This is a genomic window from Rhodosalinus sp. K401 (assembly GCF_041365735.1).
Classification (GTDB): domain Bacteria; phylum Pseudomonadota; class Alphaproteobacteria; order Rhodobacterales; family Rhodobacteraceae; genus Rhodosalinus.
Genome location: NZ_JBGFSI010000001.1, coordinates 126,912 through 153,180 on the forward strand (window position 1 = coordinate 126,912; position 26,269 = coordinate 153,180).

Consider the following 26,269-nt stretch of genomic DNA (forward strand, 5'->3'; position numbering starts at 1 on the left):
CCCGGGGCTCAGCGCCCCAGCGACCACCAGCCGCGCCGCCGGGGCTTCGACCGGTCTTCCTCGGTCGTCTCCTCGGCGCCCACGGGTTCGGGCGTCTTGTCGTCCTCGCCCGGCTTCGGCGCGGGTTCGGCCGGCGTCTCCGCGGCGGGCGCGGGCGCCTCTTCGGCGGGGTCGGGCGTCTCGGCGGCCGCCGGGGCGGGCTCACCGGCATCTTCTGCCGCAGGCGCGGGCGCCTCCGCCTCGGCAGGTGCGGGCGCCTCGTCCACGGGCGCGGGCGCGGGCGTTTCTTCCGCCGCAGCCGCGGGCGCCTCGGTTGCGGGCGTTCCTTCCGCCGCGGCTGCGGCCGCGGGCTCCTCCTGCGCAGGCTGGGCCTTGGGCTTTCCGCGCGAGCGGGTGCTGGGCTTGCGCCTGGGCTTGGCCGGCGCCTCCGCGGCGGCGGGTTCCTCCGCGGCCTCCCCGGCCGCGGGCGCGGCGCCAGATCCGGCCCCCGCCCCTGCGGCGCGCTCCTCCGCGGCCTCTTCACGAGGCTCGGTCGCGGGCTGTTCCCCGGCTTGCGGGGCCTCGCCCTCGCCCGATTTCGACGATTTGCGCTTGCGCCGGCGGCGGCGCTTCTTCTTGGGCTTCTCCTCGGACGCGGCCGGGGCTGGCGCCTCTTCGGGCGGCAGGTTGTCCGCAGCGGCCTCGTCTTCCTCGTCGATGGTGTCCATGAGCGAGGCGTTGGCCGACACGACCGGCGCCGTGACCTCGGGGACCGACCGGGTCGCCGTCTTGAGCTTCTCGACCGTGAAATCGGGGCTCACCAGCATCGGGTCGCCCTCGACGCGGACGGACAGGCCGTAGCGCGCCTCGATCTGTGCGACGTGCTCGCGCTTGTGGTTCATCAGGAAATTGGCGATGCCGACGGGGCATTTCACCACCACCTCGCGCGAGCGGCCGCGCACGCCCTCCTCCTCGATCTGGCGCAGGATCGACAGCGCAAGGCTGTCGTCCGACCGGATGAGGCCGGTGCCGTGGCAGGCCGGGCACGGCTGCGTCGTGGCCTCCAGCATGCCGGGACGCAGGCGCTGGCGGCTCATCTCCAGAAGACCGAAGCCCGAGATGCGGCCGACCTGGATGCGGGCGCGATCGGACTTCAGCTTTTCCTTGAGCTTCTTCTCCACGGCGGCGTTGTTCTTGCGCTCGTCCATGTCGATGAAGTCGATGACGATGAGCCCGGCGAGATCGCGCAGACGCAACTGTCGGGCGATCTCCTCGGCCGCCTCGAGATTGGTCTTGAGGGCGGTCTCCTCGATCGAGCCTTCCTTGGTCGCCTTGCCCGAGTTCACGTCGATCGCGACCAGCGCCTCGGTCACGCCGATCACGATGTAGCCGCCGGAGCGCAGCTGCACGGTCGGGTTGAACATCGAGGCGAGATAGCTTTCCACCTGGTAGCGCGCGAAGAGCGGAAGCGGATCCTGGTAGTGCTTCACGTTCTTGGCGTGCGACGGCATGATCATCTTCATGAAGCCCTTGGCGATGCGGTAGCCCGCCTCGCCCTCGACCAGGACCTCGTCGATCTCGCGGTTGTAGAGGTCGCGGATCGACCGCTTGATGAGGTCGCCCTCCTCGTAGATCTTCGCCGGGGCGATGGATTTGAGCGTGAGCTCGCGGATCTGCTCCCACAGGCGCTGCAGATACTCGTAATCGCGCTTGATCTCGGTCTTGGTGCGCTGCGCGCCCGCGGTGCGGATGATGAGCCCCGCCCCGGCCGGAAGCTCGATCCCCGAGGCGATCTCCTTGAGCTTCTTGCGATCGGCCACGTTGGTGATCTTGCGGCTGATGCCGCCGCCGCGGGCGGTGTTCGGCATGAGCACGCAATAGCGCCCCGCCAGGCTGAGATAGGTGGTCAGTGCCGCGCCCTTGTTGCCGCGCTCTTCCTTGACGACCTGGACCAGCATGATCTGCCGGACCTTGATCACTTCCTGGATCTTGTATTTCCGCGGGCGCGGCTTGCGCGGCGGGCGGATGTCCTCCTGGTCGTCGTCGTCGGACACCGCCTCGATGCTGTCGTCGCGTTCCGCGGCGTGATCGGCGGCGACGAAGGGCTCGTCGTCCTCGTCCCCGTCCGCAGCGGCGTGACCGTTGTCACCGTTTTCCGGTTCCTCGACGGGCGTGTCCTCCACGCGCTCCATCGGAGAGCGGCCCTCTTCGTCCGCCTCCTCCGTTGCGGCCGACGCCTCGCCGGCTTGCGTCTCGACCGGTTCGGAGGCGATCACGGCGTCCTCGGCCTCGGTCTTGGCGGGCCGCGCGCCGCGACGGCGGCGCGTCGGCTTGGGCTTGTCCTCCTCGGCCTCGGCCTCGGCGCGCATCGCCTCGGCGTAGGCGCGCTCCTCCTCCATCAGCGCCTCGCGGTCCGCGACGGGGATCTGGTAGTAGTCGGGGTGGATTTCCGAGAAGGCCAGGAACCCGTGGCGATTGCCGCCGTAGTCCACGAATGCCGCCTGAAGCGACGGTTCGACCCGCGTCACCTTCGCAAGGTAGATGTTGCCCGCTAGCTGGCGCTTGTTCTCCGACTCGAAGTCGAATTCCTCGACCTTGTTTCCGTCCACCACCACGACGCGGGTCTCTTCCGCGTGGGTGGCGTCGATAAGCATCTTGTTTGCCATGTTATCCGTCTGCACGCAGCCGGCACGCCCCCCTGCAAGGAGCGGCGTGAGCGGCGGCCGTGTCTGGTCTGGGCGATGATCGCCGCGCTGACGGAGCAAGCCCCGGGGGCTTCGCTCTCATGATGTGCCTGTCGCGCGCGCGTCATCGCGTTTCTTCTCCGACATCCCGCTCGGGGACATCCGTTCAAAGCCCGGCGCGTCAAGCGCGGCGCGGGCAATCCTGTGCTGGCCCGAGGGGCCGGTCGGTCTGCTCCGGAGCGCCGGGCCGGATGGCCCGCGACTGTCAGAAACAGCAAAACGTCTGGCGGCCGCCGCAAAACTGCATGATGCGGCCTGCCTGACACCATAAGAGGAGTGCGCCGGCAATGACAATGGAGAAAACGCGCGGGCGCGGCGCGCCGGGCCGGCCGGCGCGGCCTTTCACAGGTAATCCGCCCGCTGAAGCCCGTATTTCGCCATCTTCTCGTTGAGCGTGCGCCGCGGCAGCGACAGTTCCTCCATCACCGCCGCGATGGAGCCCTTGTGCCGGCGCATCGTGTTGTCGATGAGCATGCGCTCGAAGGCCTCCACGTATTCCTTGAGCGGCTTGCCCTCGGTCGTCATAACCGGCTGCATGTCCTCGTGGTCGTTCATCAGGAGCGACGCGATGGAGCCCTGGCCCCGCCGCGCCTGCAGCACCGCGCGCTCGGCGAGGTTGATGAGCTGGCGCACGTTCCCCGGCCAGGGCGCCTGAAGAAGCTGCGCGGCCTCCTGCGCGGAGACCTCGGGCACCTCGCAGCCGTATTCCTCCGCGAACTGCTCGATGAGCCGGGTGAAGAGCGTCAGGATATCCTCGCCCCGCGCGCGCAGCGGCGGCACGGTGATCTTGAGCGCGGCCAGCCGGTAATAGAGGTCGGGCCGCAGCGCGTCCTCGCAGGTGCGCCCCTCGTCCTGCAGGTTCGAGATCGCCACGATCCGCGTCTCGGCGGGCTGGCCCTGGTCGTTGATCGCCGACAGAAGCCGCGCCTGCGCGGCCTCGGTCAGCGTCTCGATATCCTCCAGCACCAGCGTGCCGCCGCGCGCCTCCTCGAAGGCCGGCAGCCGCCCGTCCTCGGGCAGCATCGGGCCGAAGAGACGCCGGATCAGCGCGCTTTCCTCGAAGGCCGCGCAGGGCACCAGCACGAATTTCTTTCCCGCCCGCGAGCCCACGGCATGAAGCGCGTGCGCCACCAGCGTCTTGCCGGTCCCGGTCTCGCCGTCGATCAGGACATGCCCGTCGGCCTGCCCGAGATCGAGGATATCCTCGCGCAGGCGCTCCATCGCCGGGCTGGAGCCGATGAGCTTCTTCATGATCTGCCCGCCATCGGCAAGCTCGCGGCGCAGCGCGCGCGCGTCCAGCGTCAGCCGGCGCGCGTTCGACGCGCGCTTCGCCAGCTCGGTCATCCGATCGGGGTTGAAGGGCTTTTCGAGGAAGTCGAACGCGCCGAGGCGCATCGCCTCCACCGCCATCGGCACGTCGCCGTGGCCGGTGATCATGATGACCGGCAGCGCGCTGTCGGCACCCATCAGCTTTCGCAGGAACTGCATGCCGTCCATGCCGGGCATCTTGATGTCGGTGATGACGATGCCGGGATAGTCCGGGCCGAGCGCCTTCAGCGCCTCCTCGGCCCCTGCGAAGGTCTCCGTGTCGTAGCCCGACAGCGCAAGCCACTGGCTGATCGACTGGCGCATGTCCCGCTCGTCGTCGATGATCGCGATCTTCATCGCCTTGGTCATGGCACGCTCACTCCGCGGCTCTTGGTTCTTCGGTCAGGACCGGCAACTGCATCTCGAACACGGCGCCGCCCGCCTCGGCGTTGCGCGCGGTCAGCCTGCCGCCGAGATCGGCGACGATGCCGGAGGAAATGGCAAGCCCCAGCCCGACGCCCTCGCCGGGCTGCTTCGTCGTGTAGAAGGGTTCGAAGAGCGCGTCGAGATCCTCGATGCCCGGCCCGTTGTCGCGCACGGTGAACACCGCGGTCTCGCCGCTGGCGAGGATGATGTCGATCTCGGGCGCCGCCTCCCCGCGGGTGGCGTCGATGGCGTTGCGCATGAGGTTGACCATCACCTGCTCGATCCGCACCCGGTCCCCCATGACGATGACCGGCTGGCGCGGCAGGACCCGGTTGATGCGGATATTGCCCTGCCTCAACTGCGGCTCCATCATCGACAGGACCGAGGCCAGCGCCTCGCCGAGATCGACCGGTGCGAGACCCTGGTCCCCCTTGCGGGCATAGGATTTCAGCTGCCGCGTGATCGCGCCCATCCGCTCGATCAGGTCGTCGATGCGGTGAAAGGCGGCCACCGCCTCGTCGGGCCGGTTGCGCCGCAGCAGAAGCCGCGCGCCGGCGAGATAGGTCTTCATCGCGGCGAGCGGCTGGTTGAGCTCGTGGCTGACCGCGGCCGACATCTCCCCCAGCGCGGCGAGCTTGGAGGACTGCGCCAGCGTCTGCTCGGCCACGGCGAGGGTCTCCTGCACGCGCTCGCGCTCGGCGATTTCCCGCTGAAGCCGCTGGTTGAGCGCGCGAAGTTCCGCCGACTCACGCTGGAACAGCGCCATGCGGAGCGCGGTCTTGCGCGACAGGAAGTAGAAGCTCAGCGCCAGCAGGATCGCGAAGCCCATGATCTCCAGCGCGAGAACGGCGTTCACCCGCTCGCGCACCGACGCGTAGGTGGTGAAGCTGGCCATGCGCCAGCCGCGGAACGGCAGGCGTGTCTCGGTGCGCATCACCGCCTGCCCGCCCAGGTAGGCGTCGGCGGGCAGCGCGGTCCAGTCGGCCGTGGCCTGGATCGCGCGCTCGATCGCGCTGTCGGGGGGCTCGCGCTCGAGCGCCGCGTCCTCGGTCAGCCCGCGCCAGCGCGGCTCGGTCGACAGGATGATGCTGCCCTCGCTGTCGGTGACCAGAACCGCGTCCGAAATGCCGGCCCAGGCGCGCTCGAACTTGGCGAGATCGACCTCGACCACGATCACGCCGAGCACGCCGCCCTGCCCCTCCACCCGGCGCGAGTACATGAACCGATAGCCGCCCGCCTCGCGCGGCAAGGTGGTGAAGACCGTGCCGGACGCGCGCAGCGCCTCCACGAAATAGGGCTCCGAGCGATGCGTCGCGCCCAGCTGGTTGCGGTCCGTCGCTGCCACCGTCCGCCCGTCGCGGTCCAGCAGGGTGAGCGAGGCCGCGCCGATCTCGTCGACGAAGCCGATGAGCCGCTGGGTGGACTGACTGTAATCGCTCGAACTCAGCGCGTTGATGAGCGCGGGATCCCGCGCGAGAAGCTGCGGGACGATGGCGTTGCGCCGAAGCTCCGACAGAAGGTTGCCCGAGTAGAGCGCGAGCCGCAGTTCGGCACGGTTGCGCGTCGTCTCGGTGAACCGCTCGGTGAGCAGGTGGTTGGTCAGCCAGACGGTGATCGCCGCCAGGCCGAGCAGCAGAAGAAGCGCCAGGCGCACCTTCCACCCGATGGGCCCGGTCCGGCGACCGAGCGACGTCATGGGCACGAGCTTCGTCATGGGCCGAGATTACGGGGCGGGGCCCGGCCACTCAAGTCAGGCCGCCGCGAGCGCGCCCACGAGCGACGCGAAGAGCGCCCGCCCGTCGGTGCCGCCATGGGCCGGGTCCACGGCGCGTTCGGGATGCGGCATCATGCCCATCACGCGGCGGTTCTCCGACAGGATGCCCGCGATGCCGCGCGCGGAACCGTTGGGGTCGTCGAGATAGGTGAAGGCGATGCGATCCTCCCCCGCAAGCCTGTCGAGCTTGGCCGCGTCGGCGGTGTAGTTGCCGTCGTGGTGGGCCACCGGCACGACGATCTCCTGCCCCGCGGCGTAGTCGCGGGTGAAATCGCTCTCGGTCGTGGCGACGCAAAGCCGCTCCGGCCGGCAGACGAACTTCAGGCCCGCGTTCCGCATGAGCGCGCCGGGCAGAAGCCCGGTCTCGGTCAGCACCTGGAAGCCGTTGCAGATGCCCAGCGCGTAGCCGCCCCGCCCCGCATGCTCGACCACGGCCCGGCAGATCGGCGCGTTGGCGGCGATGGCGCCGCAGCGCAGGTAATCGCCGAAGGAAAAGCCGCCGGGCAGCGCCACGAGGTCGATCCCCTGCGGCAGTTCGGTTTCCTTGTGCCAGACCATGCTCACCTGCGCGCCGCCGGCGGCGAGCGCCACGGCGAGGTCGCGGTCGCAGTTGGATCCGGGAAAGACGATGACGGCGGCGCGCATGGCGTGGTTCCTCAGCTGGCGAAATCGGTGATGACCGCGACCCCCGGCGGCGCGGGCCGGTCGAAGGCGGCAAGTTCCTCGGTGACGGAGGACAGCGCGATGTGCCGCGTGACGAGGGCCGAAAGATCGACGCGCCCCGCCTCGACGAGGCTCAGAAGCGACGGGTAGCGCCACGCCGGCATCCCCCGCGTGCCGTAAATCGCAAGCTGCCCGGAATAGACCGCGTCCATCGGCAGCGTCATGGCGACGTTGGCGCCGGCGGGCATTCCGACCAGCACCATCCGCCCCATCTTGCCCAGGCTCTTCAAGGCGCTTGCCGTGGTTTCCTCGATCCCGAGCGCCTCGACGGCGAGATCCGCGCCGCCGCCCGTGATCTCGCGCACGGCCAGGGCCGCGTCCGTCTCGCGGGCGTCGACCACCGCCTCGGCGCCGAGGGCGCGGGCGAATTCCAGCTTCTCGGGCACCACGTCCACCACGATCACCCGCGCGCCGAGGGCGCGGCCCAGAAGCAGGGCCGAGATACCCACCCCGCCGCCGCCGAAGACGGCGAGCCATTCGCCGGGGCCGAGCGCGGCACGGCCTGTCAGCGCCTGCCAGGCGGTGGTGACCCGGCAGCCGAGCCCCGCGGCGAGATCGGGGGCCACGGCAGGCGGAAGCGCGGTGAGGTTGGCGTCGGCATGGGCCACGGCGACATATTCGGCGAAGGCGCCCGGCACGGTGAAGCCCGGCAGGACCTGGCGCGCACAGGTGGTCTGGCGGCCCGCCGCGCAGGCCGGGCAGGCGCCGCAGGCCAGGATGAAGGGCGCGATCGCGCGATCGCCCTCGCGCCAGCGGGTCACGCCGTCGCCCACCGCGACGACCTCGCCGCAGTATTCGTGCCCGGGAATGTGGGGCAGCGCGACGTCCGGGTCGGCGCCCGTCCAGACATGCCAGTCGGACCGGCAGACGCCGCAGGCAAGCACGCGCAGCACCACGCCGCCCGGGGGCGGCGCCGGATCGGCCTCCGCGACGATGTCGAGAGGCGCGCGCCAGCCGGTGAGCCGCGCCGCCCGCATCAGCCCATCTCGATGTCGTAGCGTTCGATCACGGTGTTGGCGAGCAGCGCCTCGCACATCCGCTCGACGGTCTCGCGGTCGGTGCCGGGCGCGAGATCGAGTTCGATCACCTTGCCCTGGCGCACGCCCGTCACGCCCTCGAAGCCGAGGCTGCCCAGCGCATGGCGCACCGCCTCTCCCTGGGGGTCGAGCACGCCCTCCTTGAGCATGACATGCACCCGTGCCTTCATCGCGTCTCTCCCGTCTCGTTCGCCCCGGGCCCGTCGCGCCCGTCGTGCCGCCGCCCCCGGATCGCGCCGGCCCCCGCCCCGGTGACGCTCACCGCGGCGACGCTGCACGCGCCGGATCTCTGCCGAAGCGGGTCCTTGCGGTGAGAAGGGCCGAACATGCGCGCCGGGCCGGGGTCAGTTGATGAGGTGCGGTTTCGTCATCTGCCCGCCCTGCCTGGGCATCACGCCCAGCCGCCGGGCGACTTCCGTGTAGGCGTCCGACAGGTTCCCCAGATCACGGCGGAACACGTCCTTGTCGAGCTTCTCGCCGCTTTCCATGTCCCACAGCCGGCAGCTGTCGGGGCTGATCTCGTCGGCCACGATGAGGCGCTGGTAATCGCCCTCGTAGACGCGCCCGATCTCGATCTTGAAGTCCACCAGCCGGATGCCGACCGCCATCATCACCCCCGACAGGAAATCGTTCACCCGGAGCGCAAGCCGCACGATGTCGTCCATGTCCTGCTGCGAGGCCCATCCGAAGGCGTGGATGTGTTCCTCCGTCACCAGCGGGTCGCCCAGCTTGTCGTCCTTGTAGTAGTATTCGACGATGGGCTGCGGCAGCGGCGTGCCCTCCTCGATGCCGAGCCGCTTCGACATGGAGCCGGCGGCGAAGTTGCGCACCACCACCTCGAGGGGAATGATCTCGCAGGCCCTCACGAGCTGCTCGCGCATGTTGAGCCGCCGGATGAAATGGGTTGGCACGCCGACGTTGTTCAGCCCCGTCATGAAGAACTCGGACAGGCGGTTGTTGAGAACCCCCTTGCCCTCGATCACCTCGTGCTTCTCGGCGTTGAAGGCGGTCGCGTCGTCCTTGAAATACTGGACGAGCGTTCCGGGCTCGGGGCCTTCGTAGAGGATCTTCGCCTTGCCCTCGTAGATCTTCTTGCGCCGCGCCATGGTAATCCTTGCAGGTTGCGCCGAAAATGCGTTCCGGCGCCGATGTGCTCTCTTAGTGCATGGGGCCCCCGCCCGCAAGCCGCGCGACCCTTGCGGGCGAAGCCCCGGGCAGGCATATCTTGACCGAGCCCCGGACAGCCAAGGGAATCCCGAACCATGACCACCTTCAACGATCGCGAACGCGCCTTCGAGAACAAGTTCGCTCACGACGCCGAAATGCAGTTCAAGGCCGAGGCGCGGCGCAACAAGCTGCTCGCCTACTGGGCCGCGGAGCTTCTGGGCAAGTCGCCCGAGGAGGCAGCGGACTACGCCAAGGAGGTCATCAAGGCCGACTTCGAGGAGGCGGGCCACGAGGACGTGGTCCGCAAGGTCGCCGGGGATCTCGGCGACAAGGCCACGCCCGAAGAGGTGCGCGCCAAGATGGCCGAACTGCTCGCCGAGGCGAAGGCGCAGCTTCTCGAGGAACACTGACACCGCGCGCCCGGCTCATGCTTAACATGAGCCGTTTGCGTTTGCCCGGCCCGGCGCTTCCGTGACAGGAAGGCCGGGCCATTCGCATGGAACGATCCGCATGACCGACGCTCTCTCCCGCCTGCTCGACGCGCGCCCGTGGCTGCTGGCCGACGGCGCGACCGGCACGACCCTTTTCAACATGGGGCTGCAATCCGGCGACGCGCCCGAGCTTTGGAACGTGGACCATCCAGACCGGATCCGCGCGCTCTACTCCGGCGCCGTCGAGGCGGGCAGCGATCTCTTCCTCACGAACTCCTTCGGCGGCAACGCCTCGCGGCTGAAGCTGCATTCCGCGCAGGACCGCGTGTTCGAGTTGAACAGGGCCGCCGCCGAGATCGGCCGCGAGATCGCCGACAAGGCCGGGCGGCCGGTCGTGGTCGCGGGCTCGGTCGGGCCCACGGGCGACATCATGGAGCCCGTCGGCACGCTCACCCACGCCGACGCGGTGGAAATGTTCCACGAGCAGGCCGAGGGGCTGAAGGCCGGCGGCGCGGACGTGCTCTGGCTGGAGACGATCAGCGCACCGGAGGAGTATCGCGCCGCCGCCGAGGCGTTCCAGAAGGCGGACATGCCCTGGTGCGGGACCATGAGCTTCGACACCGCGGGGCGTACGATGATGGGCGTGACCGCGCCGGACATGGTCGCGCTGGTGGAGGGCCTGCCCAACCCGCCCATCGCCTTCGGGGCGAATTGCGGGACCGGTGCGGCGGACCTGATGCGCACGGTGCTGGGCTTCATGGAGGCCGGCCCGAAACGGCCCGTGATCGCCAAGGGCAACGCCGGCATCCCGAAATACGTGGACGGCCACATCCACTACGACGGCACCCCGGCGCTGATGGCCGATTACGCGGTGCTCGCACGCGACGCGGGCGCGCGGATCATCGGCGGCTGCTGCGGTACCATGCCCGAGCATCTGGAACGGATGCGCGAGGCGCTGGAGACGCGCCCGAAAGGCCCCGTGCCCACGCTCGAGCAGATCACCGCGGCGCTTGGCGACTTCTCGTCCGCAAGCGACGGCACCGGCGAGGCCGAGCAGGGCGCGGCACCGCGCCGCCGTCGCCGCCGCCGGGGCTGAATGGCCGCGCGGCGCATCGAGCCCGGCCCGCCCTCGGCCCTGTCAGAAGAGCGAGGGCTGCGCCGGATCGCCCGATCCGGGCGGCGGTGCGAAGAGATCGGTGCGCAACTCCGGCAGCGCCTCGGCCAGCCCCTCGCGCCGGGAGGCCAGCGCGAAGCGCTGCGCCACGAGCGCGGCGTAGGGCCCCTCGCCCCGCATGCGCCGGCCCCAGTCGGAGGCGTAGTCGCGCCCGCCATGCATCTCCCGCAGCCGCGCCATCACGCGCCCCGCGCGATCCGGGTAGTGCTCGGCCAGCCAGTCCCGCCAGAGCTCGGAAACCTCCCGGGGCAGGCGCAGCATGACCCAGCTCGCCGCGACGGCGCCCGCCTGCCGCGCGGCCGCGAGGATCGACTCGAGCTAGGGGTCGGTGAGGCCGGGCACGACCGGCGAGACCATGACGCGCACCGGGACGCCCGCCTCGGACAGGCGCCGGATCATGGCGAGGCGCCGCGCCGGCGCGGGCGCGCGCGGCTCCATCCGGCGGGCGAGGCCCGCATCGAGCGTTGTGAGCGAAATGCCCACCCGCACCAGCCCCCGCGCCGCGAGGCGCGCGAGGATGTCGATGTCGCGCTCCACCACCGTGCCCCGCGTCACCACACCCACCGGATGCGCGAAGCGGTCCAGAACCGCGAGGCAGGCGCGCGTGTGCCCGCGGTCGCGCTCGACGGGCTGGTAGGGGTCGGTCGCGGTGCCGAGGGCGATCGTCGCGGGCCGGTAGGACGGGCGGGAAAGCTCACGCTCCAGCGCCGCGGCGATACCGGGCCGCGCCACGAGCCGCGTCTCGAAATCGAGCCCGGGCGAGAGGCCGAGATAGGCGTGGGTGGGCCGCGCGAAGCAGTAGACGCAGCCATGTTCGCAGCCGCGATAGGGGTTGAGCGAGCGGTCGAAGGGGATGTCGGGAGAGGCGTTGCGCGTGATCGCGCGCCGCGTCGCCTCTTCGGTCACGACCGTGCGCAGGACCGGCGTCTCCTCGGCGATGTCCCAGCCGTCCTCCACCGCGACCCGCGCATGGCGCTCGAAGCGGCCCGCGCGGCAGCTCGCGGCGCCGCGGCCGGGGCGGCGGGCAGGATCGATGAGAGGCACGTCGCGCTCCATGGGGCGAGCGTAGAACACAAGCAGAACATTCGCAACGCTGCGCGCGGGCGCGCCCGCGCCGCTCACAAAGCGCGGCCGCGTCGGTGCAGGCGCGGCGCATGTCGCAATCCGCCAAGTGCGGCTGCGACGAATTGACCAAACAGCACGAAGCAATACCGCCGCGCCAGACTGCGGCGGCGTCAGGGGAACGCGACATGGCCGAAGAAGAAGAAGACATCATCCTGTCCGAACTCGACGACGAGGAACTCGTCCAGCAGATGCACGACGACCTCTACGACGGTCTCAAGGACGAGATCGAGGAAAGCGTGAACATCCTGCTCGAGCGTGGCTGGCAGCCCTATGGCATCCTGACCGAGGCGCTCGTGGCCGGCATGACCATCGTGGGCAAGGACTTCCGCGACGGCATCCTTTTCGTGCCCGAGGTGCTTCTGGCCGCGAACGCGATGAAGGGCGGCATGGCGATCCTCAAGCCGCTGCTGGCCGAGACCGGCGCGCCGCGCATGGGCAAGATGGTGATCGGCACAGTGAAGGGCGACATCCACGACATCGGCAAGAACCTCGTCTCCATGATGATGGAGGGAGCGGGCTTCGAGGTTGTGGATCTCGGGATCAACAACCCGGTGGAGAACTACCTCGAGGCGCTGGAGGCCGAACAGCCCGACATCCTCGGCATGTCGGCCCTGCTGACGACCACCATGCCCTACATGAAGGTCGTGATCGACACGATGGTCGAGAAGGGCATCCGGGACGACTACATCGTGCTCGTGGGCGGCGCGCCGCTGAACGAGGAATTCGGCCGCGCGATCGGGGCGGATGCCTATTGCCGCGACGCCGCCGTGGCGGTCGAGACGGCCAAGGACTTCGTCCTGCGCAAGCACAACCAGATGACCGCGGGCGCCTGATACGCTCCTGTCTTTCGCTGCCGGCGCGCGCCCCCCAAGGGGCGCGCCGGCCTTGGCCCGCGCGGCTTGGCGGGGCGGGGCGGCACCTTCCCGCGGGCCGGCAGGCAGACTAGGTTCAGCCCATGACGCCCGAGACGCCCGCCACCCTGCCTGACGACGCCACGCTCACCCGCGAGGGGCGGAGGACCGTGCCCGCGCGGGCGGGGCGGGTGCTGCTGATCGCCTGCGGCGCCCTCGCGCGCGAGATCCTGGACCTCAAGGCCGCGAATGGCTGGGAGCACCTGGAGCTGCACTGCCTGCCGGCGATCCTGCACAATCACCCCGACCGCATCCCCGAGGCGGTGCGCGAGGCGGTCGCCCGCCACGGGAACGGTTTCGCACGGATCTGCGTGGTCTATGCCGATTGCGGTACCGGCGGCCATCTCGCGGCGGTCTGCGAGGAGCTCGGCGTGGAGATGGTCGCGGGGCCGCACTGCTACAGCTTCTTCGAGGGCAACCGCGCCTTCGCGACCCGCGCCGAGACGGAATTCGCCGCCTTCTATCTCACCGATTTCCTCGTCCGGCAGTTCGACGCCTTCGTCTGGGAACCGCTCGGTCTCGACCGCCACCCGGAATTGCGCGACAGCTATTTCGGCCATTACGAAAAGCTCGTCTACCAGGCGCAGACCGACGATCCGGCACTGACCGACCGCGCCCGCGACTGCGCCGTGCGGCTCGGGCTGCCGTTCGAACGCCGGTTGACGGGATACGGCGACCTCGAGGGAACGCTCGCCCACTGGGCGAGGCAGGGCTGACGGGCGGCGCGTCCGGGGCGGCTGCGGCGCCGCGCGACAGTCCCACGGCAGCCCGGCACGCTCCAGGACTGCGCGGGGCTTTGCCGTGCGCGGTGCCCCTTACATCCCGGCCGCGCTTTCGCGGATGCGCTCGATCATGGCGCGCAGCCCGTTCGAGCGCTGCGCCGAAAGATGATCGTTCAGTTCCAGCCGCGCCAGTTCCGCCCGCGCATCGACGGCGGGCACCTCGTCCACGGGCAACCCGTTGTAGAGTTGCCGCAGCACCGCGATCAGCCCGCGCACGATCAGCGCGTCGCTGTCGCCGTCGAAATAGAACCGGCCCTCCTCGGCCCTGGGATGCAGCCAGACCTCGCTCGCGCAGCCGTCGACCTTGGTGGCCGGCACCTTGAGCGCCGGGTCGAGCGGATCCATCGCCTTGCCCTGCTCGATCACGTAGCGATACCGGTCCTCCCAATCGTCGAGGAACTCGAAATCCGCCACGATGTCCTCGAAGGCCCCACTCGCCATCGCCTGATCCCCTGCATGTGCTGTCACTCGTGACCTAGGCGCGCCGGGCGGGCGGGTCCAGCCCCGCCTTGCCGCTTTTCAAGCCCGCGACGATGCGCTACTCGGAGGGAAAGGCGGGAAAAGGGGCAGTGTCCATGCGCAGATCGGTGACCGTGCTCGTGCTGGCGGCGACCCTCCTGGCGGGCTGTGCGACCGTGCGCGAGTCGCGCCTCAACCCGTTCAACTGGTTCGGCCGCTCCGTCCCCGTCGAGGCCGCGGGCGACACCAACCCGCTGATCCCGCAGCGGCGCGCCTTCGCCCGTCCCGAGGACGTCTATCGCGGCGTGCCGATCGACCAGATCACCGAGCTTCGCGTGGAGCCGATGCCGGGCGGCGCCATCGTGACGGCCACCGGCCTCGCCGCGCGCCAGGGCCCCTACGAGGTGCGGCTCGTGCCCCTCGGCGATCCCGACCGCGCGGATCTGCGTGCCTACAGCTTCAACGTGATCTATCCCGCCTACCGCACCGCGGTGGGTCCGGCCCGCTCGCGCGAGGTGACGGTGGCCACGTTCCTCTCGGACGGAGAACTCGAGACCGTGCGCACGATCCGCGTGCAGGGCGCGCGCAACGCGCGCGAGTCGCTGCGCTGAAGGACCGGCTCAGCCCTCGGGCAGGTCCACCACGGCCACGTTGCGCCCCTTCGCGGCCAGCGCGATGCCCCCCTCGCAAAGCCGCAGCGCGTCGGCGCCGAACACCTCGCGCCGCCATCCCCTGAGCGCGGCCACGTCGCGCGCGCCGCCCGCGAGCGCGTCGAGATCGGCGGCCGAGGCGATGAGTTTCGACGCGACGCCCGCCTGCTCGGTCTTGGCCTTCAGAAGCACCCGAAGCAGATCGGCCAGTGCCGGATTGGCCTGCAGCTTGTCGCGTCCGCGCTCGGGCTGCGGCAGATCCTGCTGGGGGCATTCCAGACCCACGCGGACGGCCGTCAGGATCCCCTCGGCGATCTCGCCCTTGCGCGCCTCGCGCAAGAGCAGGCGCGCGCGCGACAGCTCCTGCTGGTCGCGCGGCTTGGTCGAGGCAAGCTCCAGCAGCGCGTCGTCCTTGAAGACGCGCGAGCGCGGGATGTCGCGCGATTGCGCGTAGCCTTCGCGAAAGCGGGCAAGCTCGCGCACCACGGCAAGAAAGCGGGGCGAGTCGTTCCGCGTCTTGATGCGCTTCCACGCATCCGAGGGGTGCAGCTCGTAGGTGGCCGGATCGGTGAGCGTCGAAAGCTCCTCCTCGACCCAGCCGGTGCGGCCGGTCTCCTTCAGTCGCCTCGCCAGATGCTCGTAGATCCGGCGCAGATGGGTCACGTCGGCCAGCGCGTAGGTTTTCTGCGCGTCGGTGAGCGGGCGGCGCGACCAGTCGGTGAAGCGCGAGGACTTGTCGAGCGGCGCCTTTGCGATCTTGCGCACCAGCGTCTCGTAGCCCACCTGCTCGCCGAAGCCGCAGACCATCGCGGCGACCTGCGTGTCGAAGAGCGGCTTCGGGATCACGCCCGCATCCACGTAGAAGATCTCCAGATCCTGCCGCGCGGCATGAAAGACCTTCACCGTGCCCTCGTGGCGGAAAAGCTCGTAGAGCGGCGCGAGCTCCAGATCGCCCGCGATCGGATCCACCAGCACCGCGTCGGCGTCGGCGTCGTCCTCGCCGGGTATGGCGAGCTGCACGAGGCAAAGCTTCGAGTAATAGGTCCGCTCGCGCAGGAACTCCGTGTCGACGGTCACGTAGGGGCGCGTCATCGCCTCCCGGCAGAAGGCGGTCAGCTCTTCGGTGTTGGTCAGTGTGCGCATGAAACCCTGTCGCTTGAAACCTTCGCTCGTGGCCTGCCCGTCCTCGCGAGCGGGCGGCCGGGTGGTCGTAAGCCATGGCGGCGCGGATGAAAAGCGCCGCTCACAGCAGACGTACCGGCGTCGTGTCGCCGGCCGCGAAACGCCGAAGCACCGCGGGATAAAGGCGATGCTCGGCCGCCAGAACCCGCGTGGCCAGCGTGCCGGGGGTGTCGTCAGGCTCCACCGGTACCCGCGCCTGCCCGAGGATCGGGCCGTCGTCGAGCGCGGCCGTGACCTCGTGCACGGTGCAGCCATGCGCCTCGTCGCCCGCGGCGAGCGCGCGGGCATGCGTGTCGAGCCCGCGGTATTTCGGCAGAAGCGAGGGGTGGATGTTGAGGATCCGCCCGGCCCAACGGCCCACGAAGCCTTCGCTCAGCACGCGCATGAAGCCCGCGAGGCAAAGAATGTCGGGCCGGGCCGGGGCGAGCGCGGCGTCGAGCGCGGCCTCGAAGCTTTCGCGGTCGGGAAACTGCGTGTGATCCACCACCGCCGTGGGCACGCCGAGCGCCTCGGCCCGCGCGAGCCCGCCCGCGCCGGGGCGGTTCGACAGGACCAGCACGGGGCGGGCGGGATGATCGCCCGCCATGCTTTCCACGAGGCGCACCATGTTGGAGCCGCCGCCCGAGATCAGGATGGCGACCCGCCGCGTCACCCGAGCGCGCCCCGGTAGGCGACCCCCTGCCCCGCGGTGACCCGGCCGATCCGGTGCACGGTCTCGCCCTCGGCGCGCAGCAGCGCGGCCAGCGCGTCGGCCCGGTCGGGCGCGACCACCGCCACCATGCCGATACCGCAGTTGAAGCTGCGCAGCATCTCGGCGCCGTCCACGCCGCCCTCGGTCATGATCCAGCCGAAGACCGGCGGCAGCGCCCAGGCGGCCAGATCGATCTCGGCGCCGAGCCCCTCGGGCAGGACGCGCGGCAGGTTCTCGGTGAGCCCGCCCCCGGTGATGTGGGCGAGTGCCCGAACGCCGCCCGCGCACCGCGCCGCGAGCGCGGGTTTGACGTAAAGCCGCGTGGGAGTGAGAAGCGCCGCGCCGAGCGATCCCGCGCCCCAGGGGCACGGCGCGTCCCACGCGAGTCCCGCGCGCTCGGCCACCAGGCGCACGAGCGAGAAGCCGTTCGAATGCACGCCGTCCGAGGCGAGGCCCAGCAGCATGTCGCCCTCCGAGACGCCCGACGGAAGCGCCTGACCGCGTTCCATGGCGCCCACGGCGAAGCCCGCGAGGTCAAAGTCGCCGGCCCCGTACATGCCCGGCATCTCCGCCGTCTCGCCGCCGATGAGCGCCGCGCCCGACCGCGCGCACCCATCCGCGATCCCCTCGATCACGTCGGCCGCCGCATCGGGCTCGAGCCGCCCGGTCGCGAAATAGTCGAGAAAGAAGAGCGGTTCCGCCCCCTGGCAGACGAGGTCGTTCACGCACATCGCCACGAGATCGATCCCCACGCCCGCGAGCGTGCCGGTGTCGATGGCGATGCGCAGCTTGGTGCCCACCCCGTCGGTCGCAGCCACGAGGACCGGGTCCGCGTAGCCCGCCGCCTTGAGGTCGAAGAGCGCGCCAAACCCGCCGAGCCCGGCCATGACGCCCGGCCGCGCGGTGCGCGCGGCGGCGGGCTTGATCCGCTCCACCAGCGCCTCGCCGGCGTCGATATCGACGCCCGACCGGGCGTAGGTCAGTCCGTTCTTCTGGGTCATCGGCTGTGCTCCGGGCGGCTCGCGGGTGTGCGAGGGCGTATCCCAACGCTCCGGACCCCGCAACTCCCGCGGCCGCGCCATTCACTCGCCCGGTCAGGCGTCTTTCGGCTCGAAGACGAGGCTCGTGCCGTTGATGCAGTGCAGCACCTGCCCCTCGACCAGCAGGATATGGCCAAGATGGCTTCCGCAGCGGCGGCAATGCGCCTCGATCTCGGGTTTGGCGACCGGCTCGTCCTGCGATGTTCCGGCGCTCATGTCCGTAACCTGCACCTCGAAATACTGGATCCCGGTGAGGACGGCGTTGGGCTCGCTGTGGCGGAAGAAGACCCAACCCTTGTCGAGCGGTTCCTTGTACCGCGCGTCGTAGGCGGGCAGGTCGCACCCCCGGCAGCGGTAAAGGCCGGCGCGGCCTTCCGTCACCAATGGGCTCGTGTGCGGGCGCTCGGTGACTTCCTCGCGCAGAACGCGGAATTCCGTGTCGTCGAGCATGGCGCGCCACTCGGCCTCGCTGCGCTGGATCTCGAAGGTGAAGCCGTCGCCGGCGGTGGCGGCATCCGCGGAACGCGGCCGGCCGGCCGCCAGCGTCGCGGCCGTCGCCGCCGCGGATCCCAGAAAACTGCGGCGGCCCAGCCTGGCGTGATGTGCGTCGGTCATGGCATCTGTCTCCCTCTTGCGTGTCCGGACAGGCTACACCCGCCGCCCGCTCACACGCGACGAAACCCGTCGTGAGCCGGACGCGCGCCGCGCGCACGCCGCCGTGCGCAAGGCTGCGGTGACTCGTCGCGGCCCTGTAGGGTGGTCGTGAACGCCGCCGGCAAGCCGCGCGTCGCGGACCAGGGCGCGCCCGGACACCGAGGCCGTGAAAGGCCATGATCGCAGGCGCAACGCGCCGCTCACGGGACGTTCACCCGTGATCCTCGCAAGGTGTTTTGTGCGTGAACGGCCCGTGGACCTAGCGTCATCCCTGCCTGAACATCAACGAAGGAGGGCAACATGAAACTGAACCTGAAAACCGTCATCTCCGGCCTCGTCGCCGCGAGCGCACTTTCCACTTTTGCCGTCGCTCAGGGCAGCGGCGACATGGAAAGCAACATGCAGGAGGGCGACTACCGCATCGAGATCATGGCCAAGGGCGACGCGCCGGTGGGCTATCGCATCTTCGCGGACGGCAACATCGTCCAGCTGCACGAATGCGGCATCGGCATGGAGGACTCGGTCTACGACAACAACGCCGCCGGGACCGTGTTCGACGGGCGCGACTGCTTCCAGGTGAGCGGGACCCTGCGCAACATCCAGGTGACCGACCGCGCGAACGCGACCATCCTCGTGAACGGCGAGGAAGTGTAAGGCCCCGGGCTCCAGCGGGGCGCGGCGGCACCGCCGCCGCGCCCTGCCCCGCCCCGCACGCGGCCCCACCGCCGGGCGGACTTGACCTGACCACCCGCCCCTGCCAATCAGATCGCGGCGGGCCTGTAGCTCAATCGGTTAGAGCAGAGCGCTCATAACGCTTTGGTTGGGGGTTCGAGTCCCTCCGGGCCTACCAGTCCTCTCGAGACATGCGCTGGCATCACGCGACACCCCCGGCGTGCAAACGGCCGGGCGCGGGTCGCGCCCGGCCGTCGCCGGTTTCGGATCCTCTTGGTCAGGCGATGATCAGATCGTCTGCCAGATCCACGGTGGTGCCGAGGCCGAGAAGCGTTACCGTGTCGCCTCCGCCGAAATCGAACACCACATCCGCTCCCGACAAGCTCGCGAAAGTGGCGACCACGCTCGCCGCATCGGTCTCGCCGCCCGTAAGCGTCGAGGACAGGAACATCCGGTCCTCTCCGATCACGAAGTCCGCGACGCGGTCGGCACCTATTCCGGTCTCGTTGAAAATGAAGAGATCGGTGTTGCCGCCCCCCAGCAGGTAGTCGTCTCCGGCATCGCCGCGAAGCCGGTCGGCGCCGTTGCCCCCGTTGAGAACGTCATTTCCGACACCTCCGAACAACTGATCGTTGCCGCCTCCCCCGATCAAGCGATCGTTTTCGGCATTGCCGAACAGCACCGAGCCTCCGGAGCCGTCAAGCAGGGTGTCTGCTCCCGTGCCGCCATACATCTCGTTACGCTCCGTGCCGCCGGACGCGACAAGCGTATCGTCGCCCGCATCACCGACAAACCGGTTGGCCCCGGACCCGTCCACCAGACGGTCGTTGCCCTCGCCGCCATTCAGGATGTCGTCGCCGGAGCCACCATCGAGCGTGTCGTCGCCGCCGAGGCCGATCAGCACGTCGTCGTCGTCGCCGCCATCGATGACGTCATTGCCGTCACCCCCGTTGAGAACGTCGTCTCCCGCACCGCCGTCGATCGTGTCGTCGCCGCCCAGACCCTGAACGCTGTCGTTGCCGCCAAGCGCGAGTATCTCGTCGGCGTTCTCGGTGCCCAGGAGATCGTCGTCGCCTTCGGTTCCGGTGATGACGCCCGGCGGTGCCGTTGGCGCGTCATAGTTCGCGAGCAGGAAGTCCTCGATCGCGAGGGCCTCATCCACGCCGTTGAGCGTCGCGACATCGGTGCCGTCGATGCTGACCGTCAGGTTGCCGGCATCCACGGTCTGCGTCACCAGCGTGTCGAAGGTCACGTCGTCCACGCCGTGGTTGATCAGCCCGAGGATGTCCGTGCCGACCTCGAAGTCGTTGATCGTGCTCGCCACGAGGCTGGCCAATGCGGTGGCGTAGCCCACCACGAAAAGATCGGTCCCCGTGTCGCCGGTGAAGGTGTTGCCGCCGCGGCCAGCGAGGTGATCGTCCCCCGCGGTCCCGGTCAACGTCTCGCCGGCCGCCGCGATATCGATCTCCTCGTAGTCCATGAGGAGTTCGGTGCTGTAGAGCGTCGCGGGCTTGATGTCGCCCTTGACGTAGAAGGAAACGTCGAAGTTGTCGGTCAGGTTGAGACCGTTTTCAGACACTTCGCCGGCGTTGTTCATCCATCCGGCGCTGATCGACAGCGGCGAGACCGGGAACTCCCAGTCGAGCAGGTTGAGAACCGTCTGCGTTTCCGCGCCCGTCTCGTACTTGATCTCGTCCTGCCGGGGCGGCGGGGGCGAGCTGGGATCGGTCGTCACCTCCACGCCCGGCAGATCCTGCCCGTACTTGTTGGGCTTGAGCCGCCAGCGCGGGCCGGTGTCGTAATCCGTTTCCGTCTCGTTCAGCACCGGCTCGAAGGGCTCCCGGTCCATCGTGGTGTACCAGGCGTTGGTGAAGCCCTCGGCCCCGTCGTTCGCGCCGATCGCGGCGATGTCGCTGGCCGCCCACTGGTCCGCGAGCAACTGGTCCTTCAGGATCGTGCCGGCGGGATAGAGCGTGCCGTCGCCCGCGTAGTAGTCGTCGGTCGAGACCCAGACCTCGCGCGGCCCCTGCCCGTCGAGATTGTAGTCCGGAACGATCTCGTAGGTCGGCAGCGTGCCGATCGCCGACTCGTTCTCGTAATCCTCGGGCCGGACCTGGTCGTTGGGGTTGTTGGTGATCGTGTGATGGGTCACCAGCTCGGCCGAGGTGATCCGGTAGAGCGGCATCACGTCGGGATCTTCCGAGGTCGGCGTCTTCCACTCGTCCGGCAGCGGCATTTCCACCTCGAGGCGGATGTCGTTGGGACGCTTCACCATGTTGCCCCACCGGTAGAGGAGCTTGCCGTCGTCCTTCAGCGTCACGGAGTAGTCCGTGCTCACAGCGATGTCCGCGGCGATGGTGGTCTCGTTCGGGGCGAGCACGTCCTTGATGTCCTCGACGCCGTCGCCGTTCACGTCGCCCACGATCGGGATCACGTCGGCGACGAACTGCCCGTCATAGGTGCCCCCGACGATCACGAGGTTGTCGTCCAGCGGATACTCGGCATCCGGGTCGCCGGGGTAACGCTGGTCCGACAGGATGTTCTGCATCACGATATAATGCTCGGTGGAGGCTTTCACCGAGTTGCCGCCGAGGCCGGCGAGCCAGGTGCCGAGAAGCGCCGGGGCCTTGAACTCGTCCGTCGGTGCGTCCGACAGCACAAGGCCTATCTGTTCGCCGCCGTCGCCGAGCAGATCGCCCGCGAAGCCCTCTTCGTATTCGGGGTTGAGGACGAAATCCTTCTGCACGGCGCCGTCGAAATCGGTGACGAGGAAGCCGAACTCGCTGTTGATCGGGTAAAGGCTAACACCGTCGTTGGTGACCTTCGGATCGGCGGTGAAGTCGATGACCGGGGTTTCGCCCGGCGGCACGTCACCCTGCGTGAGCCCGTCGAAGGTACCGGTGACATCATTGGTGCTGAAGACGTGGACCACGCTGTAGTCCGGCGTCGTGTTCAAAGGTTGGTCGAAATCCTGAACATTCTCGGGATTGATCGGTGTAGCCATTCTTCCCTCCACTCCAAAACCATTGGCGAACAATAAAGTGCCGACGTCGCAATCACATCCGGGACCAGACGACTCGCTTCCGCGCGCTCACTCCGCCATGGAAAACGCTAGGCGCGGCCCGGTGGGGGGGCATTGATAGATATCAACGTGACGCCAGCACCGGCACGGGATCGTACATCGGCGCACTCTCTGGCCTGTGCCCGCTGCCGCGGCGGAACATGCGCCGGGACGCCTGTCCGCGCCCGCCGTGACGGGGCCGCCCCTTGGCCCGCGGCCGCACCCGGAGGACGCGGCCCGGGTCTGCCGCGCGCAGCCTAGGGAACAGTTGCACGGCGCGCGCTCCGACATGGCCCGCGAGGCCTGGGAAATGAGTGCTCGGGCGGGTCGGACCGCCATTTCCGCAGATGTCGACGTGCGAAGAAATGGCCGCTTTGCAGTCATCGGGCCAATCTTGCGCCGAAAGCCCGCATCGAGGTTTGGATCGCAAGCAATTCCCGCCGGCAGATGTGCCGCCGGGATTTGAAGTCAGTCGCGCCCGAACCACTCGCATGCAGGACGCAGATGCATGGCCGGTGCGCGGCGGTCAGCGGCGCGAACCTGCCCCGTTGCCACCGCCATGGCCGCCATTACCGTTACCATGGCCGCCACCGCCGTGGCCGCCATCGCCACCGCCATTGCCGGAGCCGCCATGGCCGCCGCCACCACCACCACGACCGGACCCGTCCGTGTCGAGCTTGCCATGCGCGTTTCTGGCCAGCGCGCCGCGCATCTCGTCTTCGCCCGGGGTATCGGCGCTGCGCGCCTGGTTCGCGTCGTGATACTTGGACAGGACGGTATCGTCCTCGCCCGCCCACGGATTGCCGTGGTCCGCCTGCAGCGGTGCGCCAAGGCATAGCGTTGTTGCGACGAAGGTCGCGGCCAGTGTCGATCGTTTCATGAAAGTCTCCTCGCTCAGGTCAGCCCCCCACCTGAAACGGGAAGATATCACACATAACGCAATCGTGATATAACAAATATGGAATTCGTTGCGGCCTGCGCAGGAAACCGCCGGCACGGTGCGGCGGCGTCCGGCTCAACGCAGCGGGTGCAGGTTTTCGGCCGGCACCGTCGCGCGCACCTCCCGTCCCATCATCGAGAACAGGACCCGCAACCGCGCCGGTTCGTCCATCGCCTCGATCCGGCCCGCGAGATCGGTGAAGGGCCCGGCCACCACGCGCACCCGGTCGCCCTCCGCGAAGCAGGGCGCGCCGATAAGCCGGCCCTCTTCATTGCAGCGCGCGCGCAGCACGTCCACGAAGCCCGCAGGCAGCGGGCTCGGCCTGCGCTGGGCCGTCTGCACCAGACGCGCCACGCCGCGCGTGCCCTGCACCGCGCGCCAGGGGCCCGCCCGGGGCGTGGCGCGGACGAAGAGGTAACCGGGAAACAGCAGGCGGCGCAGGCCGCGCAGCCGGTGGCCCCGGCGGCTCGTCTCGAGGCGCCAGGGGGCGAAGGTGTCGAAACCCTGCCGGCCGAGATGGGTGACGGCCATGGAAAGACCGTTCGGCTTGAGCTGCGCGACGAACCACCCATCGCTGTCGGCCCGGGTAACGGAGATGTCGGCGACGGCGTGCAAGCTCATGTTTTCGGGCCACTCCTGTGCGTGTGGGAAGGCTCCGGAAAACTGGTTAAGACACCGTTAATGGGCGACGTTAAAAAAGAATTGACCCGCATGGCGGGAATCCGCGAAAGTCGTTCCATGACCGCGCCGCGGATATCACGGGCGCCCTGACCGGGCGACTTCCGCTGCGGTAGCCATGGCGCGCCGCCCCCCCCGCGCGCCGCCTTTCCGATCATGAACGACGCCCGCCCCATCGACGCGCCGCCCCATGCCGCGCTTCTTCGCCGCCGGATCGCGTCGCGCGACGCGGTTTTCGGCGTGGTGGGCCTGGGCCATGTCGGCCTGCCGCTCGCGGCGGCGGCGGCCGGCGCGGGGCTTTCCACGCTCGGCTTCGACATCGACGACGCGACCTGCGCGGCGCTCATGCGCGGCGAAAGCCATTTGCGGCACTTCCCCTCCGAGGGGATCTCCGGGCCCGTCGCGGCGGGGCGGCTTCGGGCCACCACCGATGTCGCGCGCCTCGCGGAGCCCGACGTGCTGGCGATCTGCGTGCCGACGCCGCTCACCGACGCGCGGGAGCCCGATCTCGGCCCGCTGACGCGCGCCGCGCGGGACATCGCCACGCGGCTGCGGCCGGGGCAACTCGTGATCGTCGAGTCGACCACCTATCCCGGCACCACCGAGGAGGTCGTGCGGCCCATCCTGGAGGCGGGCGGCCTCGTCTGCGGGCATGACGTCTTCCTCGCCTTCGCGCCGGAGCGCGAGGATCCCGGCAACACCGCCTTCGGGACGCGGAACACCCCCAAGGTGGTCGGCGGGTCCTGCCCGGAGGCGCGGCGGCTCGCCCGCGACCTCTACGGCCTTTTCACCGACCGCGTCGTCACCGTGTCCGACACCCGCACCGCGGAGGCGGTGAAGCTGGCCGAAAACGTGTTCCGCGCGGTGAACATCGCGCTCGCGAACGAGCTCAAGGACGTGCTGGAGCCGATGGGCGTGGACATCTGGGAGGTGATCGAGGCCGCGGCCACCAAGCCCTTCGGCTACATGCCCTTCCATCCGGGGCCGGGCCTTGGCGGGCACTGCATCCCGGTGGACCCCCACTACCTTGCCTGGAAGGCGCGCGCGCATGGGCGGGCCGCGCGGGTCGTCGAGCTTGCCGCGGAGATCAACGCGGCGATGCCCGGCCGCGTCGCCGCGCGCGTCGCCGAGGCGCTCGCGCGGCGGGGCGGGACGGGCGTGCGCGGCGCACGGATCCTTGTTCTGGGCGTGGCCTACAAGAGGAACGTGGCCGATGTGCGCGAAAGCCCCGCGCTGCGGATCATCGAGCGGCTCGAGGCGATGGGCGCGGCCACGGATTTCCACGACCCGCAGGTCGCGCGCCTGCCCGCCCTCGCCGCGCATCCCGGCCTCTCGGGCCGCGCGGGCGTGGCGTGGCGCGACGACCTCGCCGCGGGCTATGACGCGGCGCTCGTCGTCACCGACCACGACGCGGTGGATTACCGCGCGGTGGTGCGCCATGCGCCCCTCGTCGTGGACACGCGCAACGCCTGCCGCCGCGCCGGGGCATCGGGCGCCAACCTCGTGCTCGCCTGAGACGAGATGGCCGGAGGCTCCCGGATCGACTGCGTGGTGGGCGCCCGGCCCAATTTCGTGAAGATGGCGCCGATCCTCCGCGCGCTCCGCGCCGAGGGCATCTTCGCGCCGCGGCTCTTGCATACGGGGCAGCACTACGACCCCGAGATGGACGCGGTGTTCTTCGAGGAGCTCGGGCTGCCGCGCCCCGACGTGCATCTCGGCGCGGGCGGCGGCACGCAGACGGTGCAGACCGCCCGGATCATGGAGCGGCTCGACGCCGCTTTCGCGACCGATCGCCCGGCGCTCGTGCTGGTCGTGGGCGACGTGACCTCCACCCTCGCCGCCGCGCTCGTGGCCGCCCAGCACCGGATCCCGCTCGCCCATGTGGAGGCGGGGCTTCGCAGCGGCGACCGCGCCATGCCCGAAGAGATCAACCGGCTCGTGACCGACCGGCTCTCCGATCTGCTGCTGACCACGGAACGCGCGGCGCAGGGCCGTCTTGAGGCGGAGGGCGTGTGCAGGACGCGCATCCGCTTCGTCGGCAACGTGATGATCGACACGCTGTGCGAGGCGCTGCCGCGGACCCGCCCGGCGGCCGAAACCATCGCCGCGCAGGACGGCGCGGGGCGGTTCGGCAGTGCCTGGCGCGCGGGCTTCGGCGTCGTCACGCTGCACCGGCCTTCGAACGTGGACGACCCCGCGCGGCTTTCCTCCGGCCTCGCCGCGCTGGAGGGGATCGCGGCGCGGCTTCCGCTGGTCTGGCCGCTGCACCCGCGCACCCGCGCGCGCCTCGCGGAGACGGCGCTCCTGCCGCGCCTCGAGGGCTGCAAGGGGCTGCTCGTCACGCCGCCGCTGGGCTACCTGTCGATGCTGGGGCTGCTGCGCGAGGCGCGGCTCGCGATCACCGACAGCGGCGGGGTGCAGGAGGAGACCACGGCGCTCGGCGTGCCGTGCCTCACGCTGCGCGACAGCACCGAACGGCCGGTGACCATCGCAGAGGGCACCAACACGCTGCTGGGAACCGACCCTGCCGCCCTCGGCCCGGCGGTGGCGCGGGCGCTCGCGGGAGGGGCCGGGCCGGTCCGCCGCCCCGAACTCTGGGACGGGCGCGCGGCCCCTCGCGTCGCCCGTGCCGTGCGGGACTTCCTGATCCCGGCCTGAGCG

General features: G+C 69.9%; 23 protein-coding genes, 1 tRNA gene and 1 pseudogene. 9 read left to right on the forward strand and 16 right to left on the reverse strand.

What is annotated here, in order from left to right:
• Positions 1-8: 8 nt before the first annotated feature.
• From AB6A66_RS00640 to purC, 7 genes are all read right to left on the reverse strand, one after another.
• Positions 9-2,645: a ribonuclease E/G gene (locus tag AB6A66_RS00640; protein ID WP_371054378.1), complete on the reverse strand. Its 2,637-nt coding sequence runs from the start codon at positions 2,643-2,645 to the stop codon at positions 9-11.
• 420 nt (positions 2,646-3,065) lie between these two features.
• Positions 3,066-4,400 carry a sigma-54-dependent transcriptional regulator gene (locus tag AB6A66_RS00645; RefSeq protein ID WP_371037682.1) on the reverse strand — a complete coding sequence of 445 codons (1,335 nt, stop codon included), beginning with the start codon at positions 4,398-4,400 and terminating at the stop codon, positions 3,066-3,068.
• Between the two features lie 7 nt (positions 4,401-4,407).
• Positions 4,408-6,171 carry an ATP-binding protein gene (locus tag AB6A66_RS00650; RefSeq protein WP_371037683.1) on the reverse strand — a complete coding sequence of 588 codons (1,764 nt, stop codon included), beginning with the start codon at positions 6,169-6,171 and terminating at the stop codon, positions 4,408-4,410.
• Between the two features lie 36 nt (positions 6,172-6,207).
• Positions 6,208-6,876 carry a phosphoribosylformylglycinamidine synthase subunit PurQ gene (gene purQ / locus AB6A66_RS00655; protein WP_371054379.1) on the reverse strand — a complete coding sequence of 223 codons (669 nt, stop codon included), beginning with the start codon at positions 6,874-6,876 and terminating at the stop codon, positions 6,208-6,210.
• A gap of 11 nt (positions 6,877-6,887) precedes the next feature.
• Positions 6,888-7,931, reverse strand: coding sequence for an alcohol dehydrogenase catalytic domain-containing protein (locus tag AB6A66_RS00660; protein WP_371054380.1), 1,044 nt, complete (start codon positions 7,929-7,931; stop codon positions 6,888-6,890).
• Positions 7,931-8,161 (reverse strand): phosphoribosylformylglycinamidine synthase subunit PurS, encoded by a 231-nt coding sequence (purS, locus tag AB6A66_RS00665; protein WP_371037686.1) that lies wholly within the window; start codon positions 8,159-8,161, stop codon positions 7,931-7,933. Before purS ends, AB6A66_RS00660 begins: the two co-directional genes overlap by 1 nt.
• Positions 8,162-8,335: 174 nt before the next feature.
• Positions 8,336-9,097, reverse strand: a complete 762-nt coding sequence (gene purC / locus AB6A66_RS00670; protein WP_371037687.1) for a phosphoribosylaminoimidazolesuccinocarboxamide synthase — start codon at positions 9,095-9,097, stop codon at positions 8,336-8,338.
• A gap of 156 nt (positions 9,098-9,253) precedes the next feature.
• Between purC and AB6A66_RS00675 the strand changes: the two genes are divergently transcribed.
• Positions 9,254-9,568: a DUF1476 domain-containing protein gene (locus tag AB6A66_RS00675; RefSeq protein WP_371037688.1), complete on the forward strand. Its 315-nt coding sequence runs from the start codon at positions 9,254-9,256 to the stop codon at positions 9,566-9,568.
• A 100-nt stretch (positions 9,569-9,668) separates the two neighbouring features.
• Positions 9,669-10,685 (forward strand): betaine--homocysteine S-methyltransferase, encoded by a 1,017-nt coding sequence (gene bmt, locus AB6A66_RS00680; protein ID WP_371037689.1) that lies wholly within the window; start codon positions 9,669-9,671, stop codon positions 10,683-10,685.
• A gap of 42 nt (positions 10,686-10,727) precedes the next feature.
• On the opposite strand, the pseudogene AB6A66_RS00685 reads toward bmt, so the two are convergent.
• Positions 10,728-11,819: pseudogene (locus AB6A66_RS00685) on the reverse strand (PA0069 family radical SAM protein).
• A 194-nt stretch (positions 11,820-12,013) separates the two neighbouring features.
• Between AB6A66_RS00685 and AB6A66_RS00690 the strand changes: the two are divergent.
• The gene (locus AB6A66_RS00690) at positions 12,014-12,721 is read left to right on the forward strand and encodes a corrinoid protein (protein WP_371054381.1); all 708 of its coding nucleotides are present in this window, start codon (positions 12,014-12,016) and stop codon (positions 12,719-12,721) included.
• A 122-nt stretch (positions 12,722-12,843) separates the two neighbouring features.
• Positions 12,844-13,515 carry a DUF1638 domain-containing protein gene (locus AB6A66_RS00695; protein ID WP_371054382.1) on the forward strand — a complete coding sequence of 224 codons (672 nt, stop codon included), beginning with the start codon at positions 12,844-12,846 and terminating at the stop codon, positions 13,513-13,515.
• Positions 13,516-13,614: 99 nt separating this feature from the next.
• Here the strand turns inward: AB6A66_RS00695 and AB6A66_RS00700 are convergent, their stop codons facing one another.
• A complete protein-coding gene (locus AB6A66_RS00700) occupies positions 13,615-14,022 on the reverse strand; it encodes a SufE family protein (protein ID WP_371054383.1) in 408 nt (135 codons plus the stop codon).
• Positions 14,023-14,156: 134 nt separating this feature from the next.
• Here AB6A66_RS00700 and AB6A66_RS00705 point away from each other — a divergent pair, with 134 nt between their 5' ends.
• Positions 14,157-14,651 carry a hypothetical protein gene (locus AB6A66_RS00705; protein WP_371054384.1) on the forward strand — a complete coding sequence of 165 codons (495 nt, stop codon included), beginning with the start codon at positions 14,157-14,159 and terminating at the stop codon, positions 14,649-14,651.
• A gap of 9 nt (positions 14,652-14,660) precedes the next feature.
• On the opposite strand, the gene rnd is transcribed toward AB6A66_RS00705, so the two are convergent.
• The 4 genes from rnd to AB6A66_RS00725 form a co-directional block, all read right to left on the reverse strand.
• Positions 14,661-15,833 (reverse strand): ribonuclease D, encoded by a 1,173-nt coding sequence (gene rnd, locus AB6A66_RS00710; RefSeq protein WP_371054385.1) that lies wholly within the window; start codon positions 15,831-15,833, stop codon positions 14,661-14,663.
• 100 nt (positions 15,834-15,933) lie between these two features.
• Positions 15,934-16,524, reverse strand: a complete 591-nt coding sequence (gene purN, locus AB6A66_RS00715; RefSeq protein ID WP_371054386.1) for a phosphoribosylglycinamide formyltransferase — start codon at positions 16,522-16,524, stop codon at positions 15,934-15,936.
• On the reverse strand, positions 16,521-17,564 hold the full coding sequence (gene purM / locus AB6A66_RS00720; RefSeq protein WP_371054387.1) for a phosphoribosylformylglycinamidine cyclo-ligase: 1,044 nt from the start codon (positions 17,562-17,564) through the stop codon (positions 16,521-16,523). Before purM ends, purN begins: the two co-directional genes overlap by 4 nt.
• A 93-nt stretch (positions 17,565-17,657) precedes the next feature.
• Positions 17,658-18,218 carry a peptide-methionine (R)-S-oxide reductase gene (locus AB6A66_RS00725; protein WP_371037697.1) on the reverse strand — a complete coding sequence of 187 codons (561 nt, stop codon included), beginning with the start codon at positions 18,216-18,218 and terminating at the stop codon, positions 17,658-17,660.
• Positions 18,219-18,557: 339 nt separating this feature from the next.
• On the opposite strand from AB6A66_RS00725, the gene AB6A66_RS00730 reads away from it, so the two are divergent.
• Positions 18,558-18,911, forward strand: coding sequence for a hypothetical protein (locus tag AB6A66_RS00730; RefSeq protein WP_371037698.1), 354 nt, complete (start codon positions 18,558-18,560; stop codon positions 18,909-18,911).
• A gap of 119 nt (positions 18,912-19,030) precedes the next feature.
• Positions 19,031-19,107 (forward strand) — tRNA-Ile (locus AB6A66_RS00735).
• Positions 19,108-19,206: 99 nt separating this feature from the next.
• Here AB6A66_RS00735 and AB6A66_RS00740 read toward each other — a convergent pair.
• The 3 genes from AB6A66_RS00740 to AB6A66_RS00750 all read right to left on the reverse strand — a co-directional run bounded on the left by AB6A66_RS00740 (position 19,207) and on the right by AB6A66_RS00750 (position 23,551).
• On the reverse strand, positions 19,207-21,933 hold the full coding sequence (locus AB6A66_RS00740) for a calcium-binding protein (RefSeq protein WP_371054388.1): 2,727 nt from the start codon (positions 21,931-21,933) through the stop codon (positions 19,207-19,209).
• A 583-nt stretch (positions 21,934-22,516) separates the two neighbouring features.
• A complete protein-coding gene (locus AB6A66_RS00745) occupies positions 22,517-22,870 on the reverse strand; it encodes a hypothetical protein (RefSeq protein WP_371054389.1) in 354 nt (117 codons plus the stop codon).
• A 135-nt stretch (positions 22,871-23,005) separates the two neighbouring features.
• Complete coding sequence (locus AB6A66_RS00750; RefSeq protein WP_371054390.1) at positions 23,006-23,551, reverse strand: transcription termination/antitermination protein NusG; 546 nt, start codon at positions 23,549-23,551, stop codon at positions 23,006-23,008.
• Positions 23,552-23,764: 213 nt separating this feature from the next.
• Between AB6A66_RS00750 and AB6A66_RS00755 the strand changes: the two genes are divergently transcribed.
• Together AB6A66_RS00755 and wecB are read left to right on the forward strand one after the other, a co-directional pair.
• Positions 23,765-25,123, forward strand: a complete 1,359-nt coding sequence (locus tag AB6A66_RS00755) for a nucleotide sugar dehydrogenase (protein WP_371054391.1) — start codon at positions 23,765-23,767, stop codon at positions 25,121-25,123.
• 6 nt (positions 25,124-25,129) lie between these two features.
• Positions 25,130-26,266 (forward strand): non-hydrolyzing UDP-N-acetylglucosamine 2-epimerase, encoded by a 1,137-nt coding sequence (wecB, locus tag AB6A66_RS00760; RefSeq protein WP_371054392.1) that lies wholly within the window; start codon positions 25,130-25,132, stop codon positions 26,264-26,266.
• The last annotated feature ends 3 nt before the right edge of the window (positions 26,267-26,269 follow it).

Bases quoted from the DNA above. Each gene is read 5' to 3' on its own strand.
- AB6A66_RS00640 (WP_371054378.1), bottom strand. From the start codon at position 2,645: ATGGCAAACAAGATGCTTATCGACGCCACCCACGCGGAAGAGACCCGC.
- AB6A66_RS00645 (WP_371037682.1), bottom strand. From the start codon at position 4,400: ATGACCAAGGCGATGAAGATCGCGATCATCGACGACGAGCGGGACATG.
- AB6A66_RS00650 (WP_371037683.1), bottom strand. From the start codon at position 6,171: ATGACGAAGCTCGTGCCCATGACGTCGCTCGGTCGCCGGACCGGGCCC.
- purQ (WP_371054379.1), bottom strand. From the start codon at position 6,876: ATGCGCGCCGCCGTCATCGTCTTTCCCGGATCCAACTGCGACCGCGAC.
- AB6A66_RS00660 (WP_371054380.1), bottom strand. From the start codon at position 7,931: ATGCGGGCGGCGCGGCTCACCGGCTGGCGCGCGCCTCTCGACATCGTC.
- purS (WP_371037686.1), bottom strand. From the start codon at position 8,161: ATGAAGGCACGGGTGCATGTCATGCTCAAGGAGGGCGTGCTCGACCCC.
- purC (WP_371037687.1), bottom strand. From the start codon at position 9,097: ATGGCGCGGCGCAAGAAGATCTACGAGGGCAAGGCGAAGATCCTCTAC.
- AB6A66_RS00675 (WP_371037688.1), top strand. From the start codon at position 9,254: ATGACCACCTTCAACGATCGCGAACGCGCCTTCGAGAACAAGTTCGCT.
- bmt (WP_371037689.1), top strand. From the start codon at position 9,669: ATGACCGACGCTCTCTCCCGCCTGCTCGACGCGCGCCCGTGGCTGCTG.
- AB6A66_RS00690 (WP_371054381.1), top strand. From the start codon at position 12,014: ATGGCCGAAGAAGAAGAAGACATCATCCTGTCCGAACTCGACGACGAG.
- AB6A66_RS00695 (WP_371054382.1), top strand. From the start codon at position 12,844: ATGACGCCCGAGACGCCCGCCACCCTGCCTGACGACGCCACGCTCACC.
- AB6A66_RS00700 (WP_371054383.1), bottom strand. From the start codon at position 14,022: ATGGCGAGTGGGGCCTTCGAGGACATCGTGGCGGATTTCGAGTTCCTC.
- AB6A66_RS00705 (WP_371054384.1), top strand. From the start codon at position 14,157: ATGCGCAGATCGGTGACCGTGCTCGTGCTGGCGGCGACCCTCCTGGCG.
- rnd (WP_371054385.1), bottom strand. From the start codon at position 15,833: ATGCGCACACTGACCAACACCGAAGAGCTGACCGCCTTCTGCCGGGAG.
- purM (WP_371054387.1), bottom strand. From the start codon at position 17,564: ATGACCCAGAAGAACGGACTGACCTACGCCCGGTCGGGCGTCGATATC.
- AB6A66_RS00725 (WP_371037697.1), bottom strand. From the start codon at position 18,218: ATGACCGACGCACATCACGCCAGGCTGGGCCGCCGCAGTTTTCTGGGA.
- AB6A66_RS00730 (WP_371037698.1), top strand. From the start codon at position 18,558: ATGAAACTGAACCTGAAAACCGTCATCTCCGGCCTCGTCGCCGCGAGC.
- AB6A66_RS00740 (WP_371054388.1), bottom strand. From the start codon at position 21,933: ATGGCTACACCGATCAATCCCGAGAATGTTCAGGATTTCGACCAACCT.
- AB6A66_RS00745 (WP_371054389.1), bottom strand. From the start codon at position 22,870: ATGAAACGATCGACACTGGCCGCGACCTTCGTCGCAACAACGCTATGC.
- AB6A66_RS00750 (WP_371054390.1), bottom strand. From the start codon at position 23,551: ATGAGCTTGCACGCCGTCGCCGACATCTCCGTTACCCGGGCCGACAGC.
- AB6A66_RS00755 (WP_371054391.1), top strand. From the start codon at position 23,765: ATGAACGACGCCCGCCCCATCGACGCGCCGCCCCATGCCGCGCTTCTT.
- wecB (WP_371054392.1), top strand. From the start codon at position 25,130: ATGGCCGGAGGCTCCCGGATCGACTGCGTGGTGGGCGCCCGGCCCAAT.